Here is a 16,463-nt window from a genome sequence, read left to right on the forward strand (position 1 = left end):
TATTTTACTGCTTATAAAACCTATAAAGACATGTACGAAACATTATAAGCAAGTCTTCTTCTCTATACTGAGAGCAAGTACCATCTGGGGAATCCACATTCGGTTCCAAGAGAAACTTAAGTTCGGGTACAGTTGTGCATTCATCATCTAATCTGGCAAACGCCCAAAATCGATACTGAGGATACTGCCGCACAAGCTGGATTGTTTTTTTAAATTTACCTTTTCTTGTTGAAATAACTAGCATCGAATCAGCCGTTATATGGCGCTTAAATTCCGCATAATTTTTTGCAAATATAATAGGGACCTGGTAATTTTCGGCTTTATTAGCTTTCCTGAAATACGCTTCTTCTTGATTATCAATCCAACACACTATTACACTGTAAGACGAGGGAACATTAAGGGAAGCGCAACAGAGTGCCCTGTACTCGTATGCGCACCGGTCCATCATGTACGTCTTCTGGGGAGAGGCCTTGTAATTCACATAGGGAAGGGCAAGGCCGTTTTGCTTTACCGCCGTAAGGCAGAGGTCGAATGTTTTGTATTCATCGGGAATATATTGCAGTGATTTTCCGTCATTCCTCACGGCAATTTTGTAGAGTTCTCGCGTTTTAAGCGCCTCCGGTACATAGTTTAAAGCGTAGCCGCATTTTTCCACAGCCAGGGCGCATAATTCGAATGTTTTGAGCGGTTCAGGTACATATTCAAACGCGCTATTTTCATTTTTAACCGCCGCTAAACAGAGTTCCGCCGTCCGCAGGTGTTGGGGTACATATTGCAGCGCATTACCGTTTGCCTTAACGGCGGCAAAGCATAATTCGGCGCTGAAAAAACGCTCATTAATGTATTTAAGCGCAGAACCATCGGTTTGTACGGCGAGCAGGCACAATTCTTCGGTTTTGATCGGTTCCGGTACATATTGCAGTGCTGCCCCATTACTCTTAACTGCCTGGTAACAGAGTTCCTGCGTTTTAAGCACTTCCGGTACGAAGCTCAGGGCCCTGCCATTTGCGATAACCGCATCCAGGCAGAGTTCCCGGGTTTTGAGTTCCACAGGGACATGTTTAAGCTCCATACCGCGTACCTGAACCGCCTTACGGTAAAAATCCGGGGTTTTGAATTCACTGTTCATGTACTCCAAGACCCTGTCATCAGAGCAATTCTCCAGGATTTTAAGAAAAAGCCCCTCACTTTGTATATTATCCGGCAAGTGATAAAACCAATCCCCTACAAAAACCCCTTTGTAATTTGCCGCCGTAAAATAGAGTTCTTTCGTTTTTAGATGCTCCGGTACCTTCTCAATCGCGTCGGGCCAATTCTCCACAGCGATAAAACACAATTCGCGGGTACGCAAACGAAACGGAACAAATTGCAAGGCAAAACCGGTTCTCTCTATCGCCAGCTCACACAGTTCTTTTGTTCTAAGCTTCTCCGGTACACCACCCAGATTATTGCCGGATATCCTTACCGCCGATAAGCAGAACTCAGGAGTTTTAAACGAATTGGGTATATAAAAAAGCGCAGTATTGTTAAAATGCTGTAATGCAGTTACACAGAGTTCAAAAGTTTTGAGTTCTTCCGGAACATGTTCAAGCGCCTTACCGTCTGCCCTGACGGCTTCCATGCAGAAATCATAGGTTTTAAAATCATCGGGAACTTTATCCAGGGTTGATCCCCAAGATCCTCTTTTGACTGCCTTTAGGCAGAACTCGTGAGTTTTTAACCTGTCGGGGATATCATCCAGATAGCAATAGTTTTCCACTGCCGCAAGACAGATTGTCTCTGTTTTGAGCGCTTCGGGCACATATTTCAGGGCATGGCCATGATTTTGAACAGCCGCAAGGCATAGTTCCTCTGTGATAAGCGGTTCAGGCACATATTTAATTTGATTCCCGTCTTTCATTACCGCCGTGAGGCACATTCCCGCTGTTTTGAGCTGTTCGGGGACATGGTACAGTACATCAGATGCTTTTTGTACCGCCAGGGTGCAGAGTTCCGGTGTTTTAAGCGCCTCCGGTACGTATTGCAGCGCTTCCCCTTTCATTGCCACCGCAAGACGGCAGAGTTCAGGGGTTTTATCCTCCTCCGGTATTGAGTCAAGAGCTTCACCGTTTTCCTGAACCGCCTCAAGATAAAACGCCTCATTTTTAAATGTATCCGGCACATAGTCCAGGGCCCTGCCATGGCTTTTTATCGCATTAAGGCACAGATCCGGGGTTTTAAATTTTTCCGGCACAAACTGAAGCGCCATTCCGTAGTTTACTGCAAGGGTGCACAGCTTTTCTGATTTTAAATCTCCGGGCACAAATCTAAGGGATTCGCCATCATTTTTTACCGCTGCATGGCAGAGTTCCCGGGTTCTGAGTTTTTCCGGCACGAATTTAAGCGCGAAGCCCCAGTGTTCCACCGCCATAAGACACAGCTTTAGGGTAACAAGTTCGGGAGGTACATATCCCAGCGCCTCATGGTGATTGGCAATAGCTGCCAGACATAATTCCGGGGTTTTAAATTTTTCGGGGACGTAGTAAAGTACGGGCCGTATCTCGTCACTTTCATCGACAAGCTCTAATTCAGATATCAATGATACAGCGGCAAAACACATCTCCAATGTTTTAAACGTTTCCGGCACATACTTAAGCATATGGCCGTCTCCGTTGACCGCTTCGGTACAGAGTTCCTGGGTTTTGTACGCATCCGGGACAAACTCCAACGCACGTCCGTCTTTTTTTACCGCAGCTTTGCAGAGTTCCGCTGTCCGCAGTTCCTCAGGCACATATTCCAGCAGAGCGCCGTATTTATTGACCGCAAACCGGCACAGCTCCGGGGTTTTAAATTCTTCGGGAACGTAGTAAAGCGCTTCGGGGTCCTTCCTTACCGCAGTGGTACAAAGCTCCGCCGTTTTGAGCGTCTCGTCCACAAATTTAAGGGCGGACCCGTCTCTATGAACCGCCGCAAGGCATAGCTCCCCTGTTTTAAGCCCATGGGGTACGAAAAAAAACAGAGCGGGGTTACGCTCAAGCACCCTGACCCAAAAAGCCTCAGTTTGGGGTTTCGCCGTCAGACGCTTTCTATCCGCCAGGCTGCGCGCAGCTTCCTCCGCTTCGGCCTCACTGTCAAAGACGCCGTTTTCGATATCCTTGTACCAGCCGTAGTAGCGTTTGTAGATATCGTTTCTCATCACCCCAGGATTGAAACTATCATAAATACTACCGGACAGGGCGCAAAATGTTTTCCCGCTGGTACGCACCGCCCAAAACGATCCATCCGCGAATTCAAAATAGTCCTTCATATAGTCTCCTTTATACAGAATAACAGTGACATCTAATGTCATATTTAACTAAAGTTTTGTGTAAATTATGATTTTAATACTTCCCTGATATGCCGCTTGGGTTTAACCGGGTATGACGAATTAAATAACCCGGACGGTACTCCGATGGCATTAACCGCGTCTAATATTGAAAAAGCATGAGTTTTTTCCGTCCATTGCCGCTGTTGTTCTACGGTCATTGCCGCTATATTAGCTTCCTTATCTTGACGTTTATTATATGTAAAGGAAAAATAATCCTGGCCGTGAATGCAATACATCAGCAAGTCCCATTCCAGATCAAGCTGAGAGTTATATCCTGATAGGGTTGCATATATCCGTCCCATGGTTGCCAATTTTGACGCCATTGATACAACAGCTTTATTGCTATCCTGTAATCTATCTTCACGCAAAATCTGCCTGAGATAATTTTCTACACACATATCCATTAGCCAATTTATATTATAATCAACAGCCTTAAATTCTTTCCTGATATGCAGTAATAATTTTCGATTGTGGTGCAATACTGCGAAGCTGAATGATTCCGGTAATTGCCGTTGCAATGTAGTATATTGCTGCAACAATGTATTGAGAGTATCCAATCCTGCCAAAATAGCTTGTTCTATTTCAACCATTTCGTAAGAACTCCTCGCCGCCGCCTTCAAACTGTATTTTATCATTGCTTACACCGCAATTTTAATACGAGGGAGCAGAACTCATGAGTTTTTAACCTGTCGGGGATGTCATCCAGATTGCAGTAATTTTCTACCGCAGCAAGACAGACAGCCTCTGTTTTGAACGCCTCGGGTACGACTCCCAGAGCATGTCCACAATTTTGAACCGCCGCGAGGCATAGTTCCTCTGTGATAAACGTTTCCGGTACATATTCGATTCGATAACCATTTTTTATTACCGCCATGAGGCACATTTCCGCTGTTTTGAGATGTTCGGGGACATAGACCAGTGCATCAGGCGCCATTTGTACCGCCAGGGCGCAAAGTTCCGATGTTTTAAACGGTTCTGGTACATATGGCAGCACTTCCCCTTTCATTGCTACCGCTAGGCGGCAGAGTTCAGGGGTTTTATCCGCCTCAGGTATTGAGCAAAGGGCTTCACCGTTTTTCTGAACCGCTTCAAGATAAAACGCCCCATTTTTTAATGTTTCCGGCACATAGTGCAGGGTCCTGCCCGCCTTGCCCTGGATTTTTATCGCATTAAGGCACAGATCCGGGGTTTTAAATTTTTCCGGCACAAATTGAAGCGCCATTCCGTGCTGTACCGCAATAGCGCACAGTTTTTCTGATTTTAAATCCTCGGGCACAAATTCAAGGGATTCGCCATGGTTTTTTACCGCTGCATGGCAGAGTTCCCGGGTTCTGAGTTTTTCCGGTACGAATTTAAGCGCAGAGCCCCAGTGTTCCACCGCTGTAAGACAGAACTCTGGGGTAACAAGTTCAGGGGGTACAAATTCCAACGCCTCATAGTCATTGGCAACGGCGGCCAGACATAATTCCGGAGTTTTAAATTTTTCCGGAACATAATAAAGCGAGGACCGTATCCCGCCACTTTCATCAATAAGCTCGATTTCAGACAGAAATGATACGGCGGCAAAACATATTCCCAATGTTTTAAGCATTTCCGGCACGTACTTAAGCATATGGCCGTTTTCGATGACCGCTTCGGTATAGAGTTCCTGAGTTTTGTACGCATCCGGTACAAACCGCAACGCACGCCCGTCTTTTTTTACCGCATCTTTGCAGAGTTCTGTTGTCCGCAGTTCCATGGGTACATATTCCAGCAGAGCGCCGTATTTATTGACCGCAATCCGGCACAGCTCCGGGGTTTTTAACCCCTCGGGTACAAATTGAAGCGCGTAGGGGTTACTCCTTACCGCAGTAGTACAAAGTTCCGCCGTTTTGAGCGTCTGGTCCACAAATTCAAGAGCATTGCCGCCTGCACGAACCGCCGAAAGGCATAACTCCCTTATTTTAAGCGCATGGGGTACGAAAAAAATCAGAGCAGGGTTACGCTCAAGCGCCCTGACCCAAAAAGCCTCAGTTTGGGGTTTCGCCGTTATCCGCTTTCCATCCGCCAAGCAACACGCGGCTTCCTCCGCTTCGGCCTCACTACCAAAGATACCTGTCTCTATATCACTGTACCCGCCCCAGTGCTTGTAACCCTCGTTTTCCATCACCCGAGGATAGAAATAATCATAAATACTACCTGATAGAGCGCAAAATGTTTCCCCGCTGGTACGCACCGCCCAATACGAAGCATCTTCAAATTCAAAATAGTCCTTCATATAGTCTCCTTTATACAGAATAACAAGTGACATCTAATGTCATACTTATCTAAAGGCATTGCGTAAATTATGATTTAAGGACTTCCCTATTGCCAATTAAAACGTCTTTCAATTTTATTATATCTTCGCGATTTAACCCAATCTTATTTGTTAAATAATCATGTATAATTAACGAAAAATCTTCGTCCGGTTTTATTGCTTCTCCCTTTATCATGGACATCATGTTTTTAATATAAACAGAGCCTTGCTTGAAATCATTTTCTGAATATTCAGAATTAGCAACAAAGGACAGCATATAATCATTTACAATTTCATTAAAATGAGCGCCCAGCAACATCTCCAACACCATTGAAACAAACCCTGTTCTGTCTATTCCTGCTTCACAATGAAAAAGATAGGGAGGATTTTTTTCAACCATATACAATATCCCCTTTTTCAATTTTCTACCAAACAAATTGTCCATAAACTTCATATTCATATGCAATGCAATAACATTGCCAGCTTCATATAATTTTTTGTACCAGGGGCAGTTCACAATCTTTGATTTTAGTGATGTTTCACTATCAACGAGGTTTATAACCGAATTTATTCCCGCCTTCCCTACAGCAAAGGCTATTTCTTTAACCTGCATACCATCACAAACAGGATGATTGCTGCGATACAATTTTCCGTGGCCTATACGGCCTGAATATATTTCCCTGAAATTTGACGATTTCATTTTCATATTAATCCAAAGCCCAGCCGGCCTCAAGAAGCGCGTCAACCGTTTCGTAAGATTCTTCGCCGCCGCTGTCCAGTTGTATAATCCATTTATCCGCCGCAGCATTTTCCACTGTCATCATACCAAAACGAGTGCCGTCGGCGTTCTTGAACTGCGCGGCATCCACAACCATGCTCCCCAATGCCCACTGTTTTTTGCCCGTATCCGGGTACGTGCAGGTGAGCATTTCCTCCAATTCCAGCCGTGTCCGTTTTGTAAGTTCCGCGCTCCAGGGCGTCTTTTCAGGTTTCATTTTTGCCTCCCGGGTTATTTTTTTGAGCAATGACAGCCTTCATATACCAGATATCCCCGGCCAATTTATCTTTAGGATTAAGCAATTTTAAAGCCTTATCAAAATAGATATCGGCTTGAGTATGGTCCTTCATCTTATAATACGAATAGCCAAGATTATAATAATAGGGTGCCTTATAAGGGGCAATGCGCAGTGCTTCAAGTACATCGTTTATCGCTTCATCGTATTTATGAAGATTCCTGTATGTGCAGCTCCGTTTATTAAAAAGATCGGCTACCAGAGAGCCTCCGGGAATTTTGTCTATTGCCATTGTATAAGCCTTAAGAGCCTTCTTAAAATACTTTGCCGCATAAGCTTCATTGCCCTCGGCAAAGAGTCTGTTAAGAGCGGCTTCGCAAATTTTTTGGAACTGCTCCTGGGTAAGCATTTTTTCATTCACATATTGAAACCATCTACTATCCTGTTTGACCAGTACTAACATACTTTCCGGATTTTGCTCCATTAGCAAGGCAGCCTTTATATCCCCGTCCAATTCATCTTCAGACTCAAGATCAAGATCAAGCTTTAAAGCTTTATCAAAATAAATATCAGCTTGGGTATAGTCATCCATCTCATCATACAGCTCGTGAAGATCATAATAATATCGTAGTGCATTAGGGGCAATGCGCAGGGATTCAAGGTAATCGTTTATCGCTTCATCGTATTTGTGAAGCCTCTGGTATATGAAGCCCCGGTTATGAAAAAGATTGGCATCATGAGAAGCTCCGGGGATTTTGTCTATTGCCGCCGTAAAAACCTTAATAGCCTCCTGAAAATTATGTGCATTATGAGCTTCAACGCCATCGGCACTGAGCCTTTTAATAGCGGATTCGCAAATTTTTTGGTACTGCTCCTGGGTAAGTATTTTTTCATTTACATATTGAAACCATACACTGTCCTGTTCGACCAACGCCAGAATATTTTTCGGATTTTGTTCCATTACCATAGTAACAAGCTCAATGCTTAAAAGTTCAAGGACAGCAGGCGCTTCATTGAGAAAATTTTTCACTGCTTCACGACTATTAAAATCCTTGGCAGAAAGTTTCTGATAATACGAATCCTTAATTTCAACCGTTTCCCGCAGGGCAAGATTTTTAAACAGAGTAGGGTTGTAATAAAGCAAAGCAACCGGAGGCGCAAAAATATCCGGGTTGTATTTTTTTTGCCATACATCTGATAAGCCCTTATACAATGAAAAAGTCACTGGGCCGCTTATTTCCAGCCGAAAACGAAAGGTTTCTTCTAGATAATCAACATAGATGTATAAACGATACTTCCAAATCGATTTATCAAACGAAAGAGATTGTATCCATTTACCAAGGATGGAAAGTTTTATGGGGTTTTCAGGCATATCAAGACCGTATACAGGGTCATTAAAAAAAATATCCCTGAAGGGCGCTTTTTTTGAAAACCCCGTATTGTAACGTTTCCGTAAATCAAGCCCATAAAGACGAAAGTGGAAATAGGGATCCTGTTCAATTTTCCTTGAAATAAGATAGAGAAACGCTGCTTTATGGGTACACTGGCCCTTATCATATTGACAGGAACATCTATATCTTGTATGTTGACGAATATCCGCAAGGGGCGATCCTGCCGGAGCACGCTGTATGCAGGCAAGGAGTGCATAGGGCGCTATCCCCAAATAAAGCCAGGGACCAATCTGGGGATGATTTTCAATAAAGGTAAAAAAGGCTTTTCTTTTGCCGGAAGGGATTTTTTTAAATACCATCCTGACCCGGAAAGATACGGCATGCCCTATTCTCCCATGAAATTCATTCCCCTCAATAGAAAATTGGGTGATTTCATTTTTTTCCACAAATTGTTTTATCTCCTCACCGTATTCCCCTCCGCCATCCCAAAACAAATCACCCCAGTTCCATTGTTTCTTTTTAGGATTCATCCTTTTCCTCCGGACTATTCTCTTGAGCAATGGCATCTTTCAAGTCCCTGGCACGATTGGCAAAGCTATCTTCAATATTTAGCGCTAAAGCCTTATCAAGATAGATGTCGGCTTGGATATAGTCCCCCAGCTCATAATACACCTGGCCAAGAGCATAATAAGTATCCGCAGCTTTTTTATATTCAGGATCAAGCTTTAAAGCCTGTAGAAAATTTTCCCGTGCCTTCGTATACTCCTTAGTATCCAAATACACAAGGCCAAGATTATAGTAAGCTGCCGATTCAGGTTTAAGCCGCTGGGCTTCATGGTAATCATGTACCGCGCTTTCATAATCTTCAAGGCAGCGGTATGCACTACCCCGGTTATTAAAAAAACGCCAATCATTGGAAGCGCCGGGGACTTTTTGTATTGCCGTCGTATAGGCTGCAATCGCGCCTAAAAAATCATTTTCTTTCAAGGCTTTATTGCCCTTGTATTTGAGCTCCTCTATAGCAGCCTCGCAGATTTTTTGATACTTTTCCTGGCTAAGCATTTTTTCATGCACATATTGAAACCATCCGCTGCCCTCGTTGATCACTGTCATCCCAATTTCATATTTAGGATCAAGCTCTAAAGCCTTATCAAGATAGGTGTCGGCCTGGGTATAGTCTTCCATTTCATAATATACCATGCCAAGAAAATAATAAGAGTCTGCCTTATTAGGGGCAATACGCAGGGCTTCAAGGAAATCATTTACCGCTTCATCGTATTGGTGAAGCTTAAGATATGCGTTACCCCGGTTATAGAAAAGATTGGCATCATGGAAACCTCCAGGGATTTTGTCTATTGCCGCCGTAAAAGCCTTAATAGCCTCCTGAAAATCATCGGTCTCATAAGCTTCGGTGCCATCGGCACTGAGCCTTTCAAGAGTGGCTTTGCATATTTTTTGGTACTGATCCTGGGTAAGCATTTTTTCATTCACATCTTTAAACCATTCACTGTCCTGTTTAACCAATGCCAGCATACCTTCCGGATTTTGCTCCATTATCGTAATAGCAAGCTCAATACCTGCATCCCCATCAAAACATCGGGCCAGGCGAAAACCAAGAGCCTGCGGATCTTTATTTTCATCAAACTCCGCAACGGAACGGATTAAACAATATTCGGCATCGTCGAGCCAGGAACCGCCGCATGCCATTAGTTTTTTGTCATAAGCGCAGAGTTCCGCAGCATTACCGCTCATATCATAAAGCCCGGCTCTGTTCGGCTTCAACATTCCCACCGGATGTACGCCGTAATCCCGGTGATTTTTTCCCACCGCCATGGCATTGCCCTTATGCCAGGCAAAAACATCAATATTATTGCCCCCCGCATAGATACCGTCTGCCAATGGCGCCGCCCCCAAGGCGGCATACTGCCACTCATATATATTAGGCAGCCGGTATCCGGGATAGGGCTGCCCAAAAGCTTGATCAATCTGTGCATACTCATAATCCATGCGGGCATCTCGTAAAACAGCATAATCCGTTGGATTGCTGTGTTGTTCGATAAGAATATACACCGGATCAAGATCCTCCATTTCGCTGTAGGCATTACACCAAACCAGTATGTCTCGCCAGAAAATATTGGCAGCAGGCTTGAACTCATCCCCCGGCAGTTCTTCTGCATGGACAAACAGGTACCCATTGTTCTTTGCCCAGCTTAAAACCCTGTTCCACAGTCCCCGGGTGGTCTCGTAATTTGCGATCTCATAGGCGGATAGCCTTACGGTCTTTCCTATGATCGCAAACTCACGATCCTCGAACCAGGGAATGATGGGTACCATTTTTAAAGAAACAGGCTCCCGGTACTCCTTCTGTGACTGCTGGTCCCGGGCCTTTGCCTGGGATTCCAGAAAAATCGCAAGGGATGAGGTTTCCTCCATTGGAGATTTCTCCATTTTCTACCTCCGGCCCTTCAAATTAACCGCATGTAAGAACTCTTCCGGAGGGAACCCCAGAATCGTGACGCTCCCTGATTCCTCAATAGCAATTTCCATATAATTGACATCCCGCTTCTTATAATCCTTATACCGTTCGGATAGAAAATGAATTTCCTGATTGGTTGAGCCTATCCATTGATGATTAAGGGTTCTGCGTTCCTGCTCGTACCGTCCGCTTATCAGTATATCCGTCAAATCAAAAAGTGCTTTCTTTTCGGCAATTTCCGCCATTTCATACCCCGTAAAGAGTATGACGCTTATTCCCGCCTGTTTGCAGAGCCGTAACAGTTCTGTGGTTTCTTCGTATTGGTCCAGGGGCTCGCCGCCTAAAAGAGTAATACCTTCGATCCCATCAGGCGCAGCAGCAGCGACATCTATTTTTTCATAGAGCGCTTCGACGGATAGTATCACCTTGGGGCGGAAACTCCACATGGATGTATTCCAGCAGCCCTTACAGCGGAGTGAACAGCCCTGGGTCCAGATAACAAATCGGCGCCCCGGCCCGTAGATGTAACTGCATTCCTCAATGTGGGCAATGTTCATCAGTAGCTGTTCCTTACCAAAACGAGTTTAATTTTTTCTTTTACCCGCTCTTCCCGAACCGAGTAGCCCCTTTCCTTTGCCCGGAGGATGATGGTTTCCTTTTGCTTTTGGATATATTCCTGCCGTTCTTTTTCCGCTTCCTTACTGGTACTGCAGATATCGTTGTATTCCTTTTCGAGGGCTCCAAGAAAAACATGCACCCCCTTATGTTCCCGATCAGAATCCGTTTCATGCTGGAAAGAATATTTTCCGTCCTTCCAGTAAAACATCTGATGCCCCGGTATACTGCTCTTTTCCAGGGCTATTTCATAGGCATGTATCGTCGTATAGGCGCATCCCATACGGTCAAGGGCCTGCAGCAAAATATCCCTGTTGATAAAAGGGGTTCTGATAGTAATAACGGAACTCATCCCTGCCTCCCCCGGACCCGGCTTTTTTCACCCACTTCGCTCTTTTGGTAATACTCATCGGTCCGGGTTAAGGATTCCAGGCCGTCCATTTCCCCCAGCAGTTCTGTAAGCTCGTCAAGGCACATCTCGCCCTTAATACCCTCGGTGGCGGCGTGTATTTTTCCGCTTCCGTCAATGGTAATGTCAATACGTTGTTCCATTACAGTTCCTCCTGTTACACAATAAAGGGATTGTTGTAGGTTTCCTGTTTCAATTGGGGAATCTCTTTGCCTTTTTCAGTATCCACCTTTTCCGGCTCTTCGGAAGAAGCGGCTACAGCCCGGCTTTTTGCCCACAGACGCATCTGGGCAATGGCCTCGCGCATGGTCTGGGACAGGGGATAGGTTTTTTCTATGGCCCCAAGGATGTCGCCGGTTTCCACATCCCGGCCTTTATCATCATAAGCCTGGAACAGGGCTTCCTTTACCACTTCTTCAAGCTCCGCACCGGAAAAGCCCCTACTCTTTTGGGCCAGCAGCTTAATATCGAACTGCGCAGGATTTCTGTTTTTCTTCCTCAAGTGAATGGCCATAATATGTTCCCGCTCCCCTGCGGTGGGCAGGTCGGTAAAAAAGATTTCGTCTACCCGGCCCTTACGGAGCAGTTCCGGGGGAAGCTGGGCTATATTATTTGCGGTAGCCACCACAAACACGGGTTTTGATTTTTCCTGCATCCAGGTTAAAAATGTCCCCAATACCCGGGAGCTGGTTCCCCCATCGGTTCCGCCGGAACCCGAAATGCCGGACAGGCCTTTTTCAATCTCATCGATCCACAAAATTGATGGGGCAATGGCTTCGGCGATATTGAGTGATTCCCGGATATTTTTTTCAGATTCACCCACAAAGCCCCCGAATATTTTTCCCATATCAAGGCGGAGCAGGGGAAACTGCCAGAGATTGCCAATGGCCTTGGCGGTAAGGCTCTTCCCGGTTCCCGGAATACCCAACAGTAAAATTCCCCGGGGATAGGTCAGCCCGAATTCAGCGGCGCCCTGGTCAAAAGCCCGGCCCCGTTTGGCAAGCCAGTCTTTAAGGTTGTCAAGCCCGCCTATATCTTCCATGTTTTCTTTCGGGTGATAATATTCCAGGTACCCGCTTTTTTTGATGACATTTTCCTTTTCCCTGATTACCAGGGGAATTTCATCCCTGGTAAGGTTCCCGTTTTCGATAAAGGCAAGGGAAAACGCCTTGTCCGCCTCCATGACGGTGAGCCCCAGGGCGGCATTGATGATGTCGTGCAAATCTTTGGCCGGTGAATTTTTGGAGTCAATGTGATACTTCCGGCACACCTCATCATAGATGGCCTTAATTTCCGCAAAACCCGGATAGGGTATATCCAGGATGTGAACTTCCTTTTCCAGCTCCCGGGGCAAAAAACGGAAAGGCTGGGACAACACCAGAGTTTTGCCGGGACTGCTGTTAAAAGCTGCATTACGGATTCTTTTGATATTTTCCGGTTCATGTTCCGTCAGGTTCGGATGAAAATCCTCAAGGAGCAGTATCAGGCTGTCAGTATCGCTGAAAAAAGAAAATGCCCTGTCAGGGTTCCGGGCCTCAGCATCCTCTTCCACAAAGGCCATCCGGGAAACATCCCATTTTTTTATTCCCTCTATCCGGTTCCAGATAAACAGAGACCGCTGCAATGCCTTTGCTGCAAAGACCAGCATGGCCTGTATCCGCAGGGATTCATAGCTGATTATTTGGATAACCCGCAGATCAGCCTTGATTAAATAGAGTAGTTCGTTTTCTATTTTTCCCATCTTGCCCCCAAGCTATTTCCGTATCGATACACTCACCCGATCCGGTGTTACGTTTCCCATATGCTAAGACTTAACTAAGGTTTGCTCATATTCGCGGCCAATTCTTCGAGCGCGGACATATTTCGATTCATCACTTAGATATGCTCGTCCGAAATTAGTTATACGAATCCATGTATTTCCTCGCCAACATGAATTTCGAACTCGTTTAAGATATTTCAATATAATCGGATTTGATAAAATGATTTTTTTGAAAAATATATAGCGATAGTATCCACAATAGCCATATTCGTATATTGTATACAACCCCGATTGGGTATAGTTCTGGGTACCATCGGAATTGATTACTAATGATCCTTTCTGAAGATATGGGTTGATATCGAATTGCCGTTCAAAGTCGTTGTGCTTTAGATCCAAATTATGTATTAACGCCCAAAGCGTATCAACCCCAAGTATACATGGGTAATTGTCAATGTATTTTAATTCCTGCGAAGGTTCTTGTGATAATGCCCACTTGCAAAGACCCCAAATATTGTATAACCTGAAATGATGAGATGCGTATCGCGAGTGCCAATATCCAAGTGGCATATGTGTTAGTGTTTTAATATGCCGTAACAATACTACGTATACGTTGGGCCATTTTAATAGCTTGATAGTAACTAAAGCGGCGCCGATTGCTAAGCATATGAATACAATCGGGAAAGCTATATATTCAATACCTCCAAACAGCAGTGGCGATAACAAAAGCGCAAAACCGGCTAAAGAAAAATTAACTGCTGCAGAAGATTGATAATGAGGTCTGGTTTGCTCATATTCAAATTTATATTCCTTTAGTTTATTCGGATCAAGGAGAATATCCTCCCACTTGCCTCGGTGGGGTACGATTTTATCCATAGAAGCCCCCAAACCATTTCTCGTTCATTGTATACCGTCCTTTATTACTTTTTCATGGATTCTCAATTGCAGAGCATCCTTTACGTATTGCTTTTCAATTTCCAAAGGAGCCTCACTCCTATAGGCGGTTATCGGAAAATCAGACCCCGTCAATATCTTTTTGCCAAGTCCATCTACAACAATTTTCATCACAGCCATTTCCGGCATAAAGGCGGTATCGCAATACACATTGGCAAAACGGCGCAGCAGTGACATTGTCTTATTCACAGGCCGGCCATGTGCAAGAACAAATCGAACATTGGGATATGTGCCAAAAAATTGCTGAATTTATGAGGCGATTCAACCTTGTCATCTCCGGTATGTTTTAAAACAGATAATGTATGTGTATCAACATATGCAAAGAGTTCATGTACAAGCGCGATGATTTTTTCATCGGTTAAATCCCAGCAATGCGCCCTTGGGTGTAGTTTAATTCCCGTATATGGAAAGCTACCCATGGCAGACTCAACACTTACCCCTTGACGGATATAATCCGGGACAAACCATAAAAGCGGTTCCGCCCTTATGGCGCAAGTCTCTGCCGCCGCAAGGGCATCCTTAAGTTCCTGTTCTATTTCAGTATATCGAATGTCTTCCCGGCAGCTTGTTGTGGAAGAAAACAATATTGATTCAATGTCCTCTTCATGGGCTACAGCCGTAAATACGGCCTCTGCGGGATAGGATATGTTTTCAAACTGTCCTATATGAACGTGCGAATCAACCATGATGGAGTTTCTCCTTCCAATCAAGGACGATTTTTCGGTTAAGGGCCGCCACCTTACAGAAATGTTCGTTTATTTTGAGGGGGTCCCCGATGGTACCCACACGGGAAAGGTCCCGGTTTTCGTTGGCGTTGCGGACCATACACATGGCACAAAAGGATCTGTCGGCGCAGGAGAGACATTTAGGAAAATCTTTCTTCCGCAGGCCCCGCAGGTATTGTACCTTCGGTGAGTTGTCCCATATCTCCTGCAGGGTCTGTTCTTTGATGTTCCCCACAACATAGTCCTGCCAGCCAGCGCAGGGGTAGAGGTTTCCGTTGGCAACCATACATAATGAGTTAATGCAGACTCCGCAGGCTATATCATCACCCATATCACGTTTATCCGCCTGTTCAATGCCGGCGTTTGCCATTTCCACCTGGTAGTCAATATCATGGCCGATAATGTCATTGATCACCGCTTCTACTTCTTCAAGGGAGAGGCGGTTATCAAGATTGCCTGTGGTATGGTCATAGCGGGCCATCATAATATAGTCGGTTATTGCCCGTACCTTGTGTTCATGTGCCCAGTTCAGCACGTCAACATAACTGTCCTTGTTCTGCTTCATCGTGGGGCAGCTTATCTGCAGGGGTATATCGTTTTCGATAAGCTGCAGGATAGCTGTTTTGGTTTTTTCAAAGGAACCCGGCATCTTGGTGATGGAATCGTGAATATCGGCGTTCATGCTGTAGAGTGATACCTGTACGCTGGAAAGCCGGTTTGCCTTCATTTCAGCGATGGTTTCCCCGTTGAGGAGAGTGAGGTTGCTCAGGATATTGATTGAAAAGTCATACTCCTTTGCGGTTTGCAGGAAATCGGGAAAACGGGGGTGGAGCATGGGTTCGCCCCCCGAAAGGGTGAGGTTCAGCAGTCCCATATCCCGGCACTGGTCAAGGGTTTCGCGGAATAAGCCGGGATCAATATCGCTGATTTTGTTTTCGTGGGGGATATAGCAATGGATACACCGTTCATTGCAGCGGCTGGTCAGTTCTACCTGAAGGGATGTTAAATGGGGCTTGCCTTTAAAGTGTTCATCAAGAAATTCCTGGGTAGTTTTTTCCGCCCGCAGGATGACGGGGGTAAAGTCTTCTTTTATGGTTTTCGGATCGATGGCCGAATAAGAGAAGCGGGTATCCTTACGGTCCAGTTCTGCTACTGTTTCCCCGCTTACGATAAATCCGTCCGATTCAAGCATGGCGTAAAAGTCAAAAACATCTTTTTGTAAAACAGCGGCGTCAACTCCGGCAAATGAAGCCGCTATTTTTGCGGTCAATACTTCGAGCGTTTGCCCTGTTCGGGACAGGGCCTTGAGGAACACTGCCCCTACAGCATCAACAACCCGGTCGCCGAAGTCGCTTTTACTGGAGATATATCCTACATCGGGGACACCCTTTCCTTTATAAACGCGAATAAAGGTGTCAAATTTTTGCCGATAGAGCATGGTATCATTCTCCTGTTTCTTTGCACACGCAATTTTTGTCTGAAAAGCGCTCCCGCAGCCAAGGC

Annotated in this window: 15 protein-coding genes; all 15 read right to left on the reverse strand. The window is 45.2% G+C overall.

Annotation, left to right across the window (positions count from 1 at the left end):
- Window positions 1-4: 4 nt before the first annotated feature.
- Window positions 5-3,286, reverse strand: a complete 3,282-nt coding sequence (locus tag LQZ19_RS00410) for a DUF4116 domain-containing protein (protein ID WP_411045650.1) — start codon at window positions 3,284-3,286, stop codon at window positions 5-7.
- A gap of 65 nt (window positions 3,287-3,351) precedes the next feature.
- Window positions 3,352-3,936, reverse strand: a complete 585-nt coding sequence (locus LQZ19_RS00415) for a hypothetical protein (RefSeq protein WP_411045651.1) — start codon at window positions 3,934-3,936, stop codon at window positions 3,352-3,354.
- Between the two features lie 41 nt (window positions 3,937-3,977).
- Window positions 3,978-5,603: a DUF4116 domain-containing protein gene (locus tag LQZ19_RS00420; RefSeq protein ID WP_411045652.1), complete on the reverse strand. Its 1,626-nt coding sequence runs from the start codon at window positions 5,601-5,603 to the stop codon at window positions 3,978-3,980.
- A gap of 67 nt (window positions 5,604-5,670) precedes the next feature.
- A complete protein-coding gene (locus LQZ19_RS00425; RefSeq protein ID WP_411045653.1) occupies window positions 5,671-6,321 on the reverse strand; it encodes a tyrosine-protein phosphatase in 651 nt (216 codons plus the stop codon).
- A gap of 7 nt (window positions 6,322-6,328) precedes the next feature.
- Window positions 6,329-6,616, reverse strand: coding sequence for a hypothetical protein (locus LQZ19_RS00430; protein ID WP_411045654.1), 288 nt, complete (start codon window positions 6,614-6,616; stop codon window positions 6,329-6,331).
- Entirely contained in the window at window positions 6,606-8,555 is a 1,950-nt protein-coding gene (locus LQZ19_RS00435) for a tetratricopeptide repeat protein (RefSeq protein ID WP_411045655.1), read from the reverse strand. The genes LQZ19_RS00430 and LQZ19_RS00435 overlap by 11 nt, the downstream gene beginning before the upstream one ends.
- Window positions 8,545-10,473, reverse strand: coding sequence for a tetratricopeptide repeat protein (locus LQZ19_RS00440; protein WP_411045656.1), 1,929 nt, complete (start codon window positions 10,471-10,473; stop codon window positions 8,545-8,547). Before LQZ19_RS00440 ends, LQZ19_RS00435 begins: the two co-directional genes overlap by 11 nt.
- A 3-nt stretch (window positions 10,474-10,476) precedes the next feature.
- Window positions 10,477-11,058: a 4Fe-4S single cluster domain-containing protein gene (locus LQZ19_RS00445; RefSeq protein ID WP_411045657.1), complete on the reverse strand. Its 582-nt coding sequence runs from the start codon at window positions 11,056-11,058 to the stop codon at window positions 10,477-10,479.
- The gene (locus tag LQZ19_RS00450; protein ID WP_411045658.1) at window positions 11,058-11,468 is read right to left on the reverse strand and encodes a hypothetical protein; all 411 of its coding nucleotides are present in this window, start codon (window positions 11,466-11,468) and stop codon (window positions 11,058-11,060) included. The genes LQZ19_RS00445 and LQZ19_RS00450 overlap by 1 nt, the downstream gene beginning before the upstream one ends.
- Window positions 11,465-11,668, reverse strand: coding sequence for a DUF2997 domain-containing protein (locus LQZ19_RS00455; protein WP_411045659.1), 204 nt, complete (start codon window positions 11,666-11,668; stop codon window positions 11,465-11,467). Before LQZ19_RS00455 ends, LQZ19_RS00450 begins: the two co-directional genes overlap by 4 nt.
- Before the next feature lie 14 nt (window positions 11,669-11,682).
- Complete coding sequence (locus LQZ19_RS00460; RefSeq protein WP_411045660.1) at window positions 11,683-13,266, reverse strand: AAA family ATPase; 1,584 nt, start codon at window positions 13,264-13,266, stop codon at window positions 11,683-11,685.
- Between the two features lie 63 nt (window positions 13,267-13,329).
- Complete coding sequence (locus LQZ19_RS00465) at window positions 13,330-14,157, reverse strand: hypothetical protein (RefSeq protein WP_411045661.1); 828 nt, start codon at window positions 14,155-14,157, stop codon at window positions 13,330-13,332.
- Between the two features lie 24 nt (window positions 14,158-14,181).
- On the reverse strand, window positions 14,182-14,424 hold the full coding sequence (locus LQZ19_RS00470) for a hypothetical protein (RefSeq protein ID WP_411045662.1): 243 nt from the start codon (window positions 14,422-14,424) through the stop codon (window positions 14,182-14,184).
- Window positions 14,421-14,921 (reverse strand): hypothetical protein, encoded by a 501-nt coding sequence (locus tag LQZ19_RS00475; protein WP_411045663.1) that lies wholly within the window; start codon window positions 14,919-14,921, stop codon window positions 14,421-14,423. The genes LQZ19_RS00470 and LQZ19_RS00475 overlap by 4 nt, the downstream gene beginning before the upstream one ends.
- Window positions 14,914-16,398, reverse strand: a complete 1,485-nt coding sequence (locus LQZ19_RS00480) for a radical SAM protein (RefSeq protein ID WP_411045664.1) — start codon at window positions 16,396-16,398, stop codon at window positions 14,914-14,916. The genes LQZ19_RS00475 and LQZ19_RS00480 overlap by 8 nt, the downstream gene beginning before the upstream one ends.
- Between the last annotated feature and the right edge of the window lie 65 nt (window positions 16,399-16,463).

This window comes from Treponema primitia, from assembly GCF_046533075.1.
Lineage (GTDB): Bacteria > Spirochaetota > Spirochaetia > Treponematales > Breznakiellaceae > Termitinema > Termitinema primitia_B.

Coding starts and splice junctions, on each gene's coding strand:
- LQZ19_RS00410 (WP_411045650.1), bottom strand. CDS start 3,286: ATGAAGGACTATTTTGAATTCGCGGATGGATCGTTTTGGGCGGTGCGT.
- LQZ19_RS00415 (WP_411045651.1), bottom strand. CDS start 3,936: ATGGTTGAAATAGAACAAGCTATTTTGGCAGGATTGGATACTCTCAAT.
- LQZ19_RS00420 (WP_411045652.1), bottom strand. CDS start 5,603: ATGAAGGACTATTTTGAATTTGAAGATGCTTCGTATTGGGCGGTGCGT.
- LQZ19_RS00425 (WP_411045653.1), bottom strand. CDS start 6,321: ATGAAATCGTCAAATTTCAGGGAAATATATTCAGGCCGTATAGGCCAC.
- LQZ19_RS00430 (WP_411045654.1), bottom strand. CDS start 6,616: ATGAAACCTGAAAAGACGCCCTGGAGCGCGGAACTTACAAAACGGACA.
- LQZ19_RS00435 (WP_411045655.1), bottom strand. CDS start 8,555: ATGAATCCTAAAAAGAAACAATGGAACTGGGGTGATTTGTTTTGGGAT.
- LQZ19_RS00440 (WP_411045656.1), bottom strand. CDS start 10,473: ATGGAGAAATCTCCAATGGAGGAAACCTCATCCCTTGCGATTTTTCTG.
- LQZ19_RS00445 (WP_411045657.1), bottom strand. CDS start 11,058: ATGAACATTGCCCACATTGAGGAATGCAGTTACATCTACGGGCCGGGG.
- LQZ19_RS00450 (WP_411045658.1), bottom strand. CDS start 11,468: ATGAGTTCCGTTATTACTATCAGAACCCCTTTTATCAACAGGGATATT.
- LQZ19_RS00455 (WP_411045659.1), bottom strand. CDS start 11,668: ATGGAACAACGTATTGACATTACCATTGACGGAAGCGGAAAAATACAC.
- LQZ19_RS00460 (WP_411045660.1), bottom strand. CDS start 13,266: ATGGGAAAAATAGAAAACGAACTACTCTATTTAATCAAGGCTGATCTG.
- LQZ19_RS00465 (WP_411045661.1), bottom strand. CDS start 14,157: ATGGATAAAATCGTACCCCACCGAGGCAAGTGGGAGGATATTCTCCTT.
- LQZ19_RS00475 (WP_411045663.1), bottom strand. CDS start 14,921: ATGGTTGATTCGCACGTTCATATAGGACAGTTTGAAAACATATCCTAT.
- LQZ19_RS00480 (WP_411045664.1), bottom strand. CDS start 16,398: ATGCTCTATCGGCAAAAATTTGACACCTTTATTCGCGTTTATAAAGGA.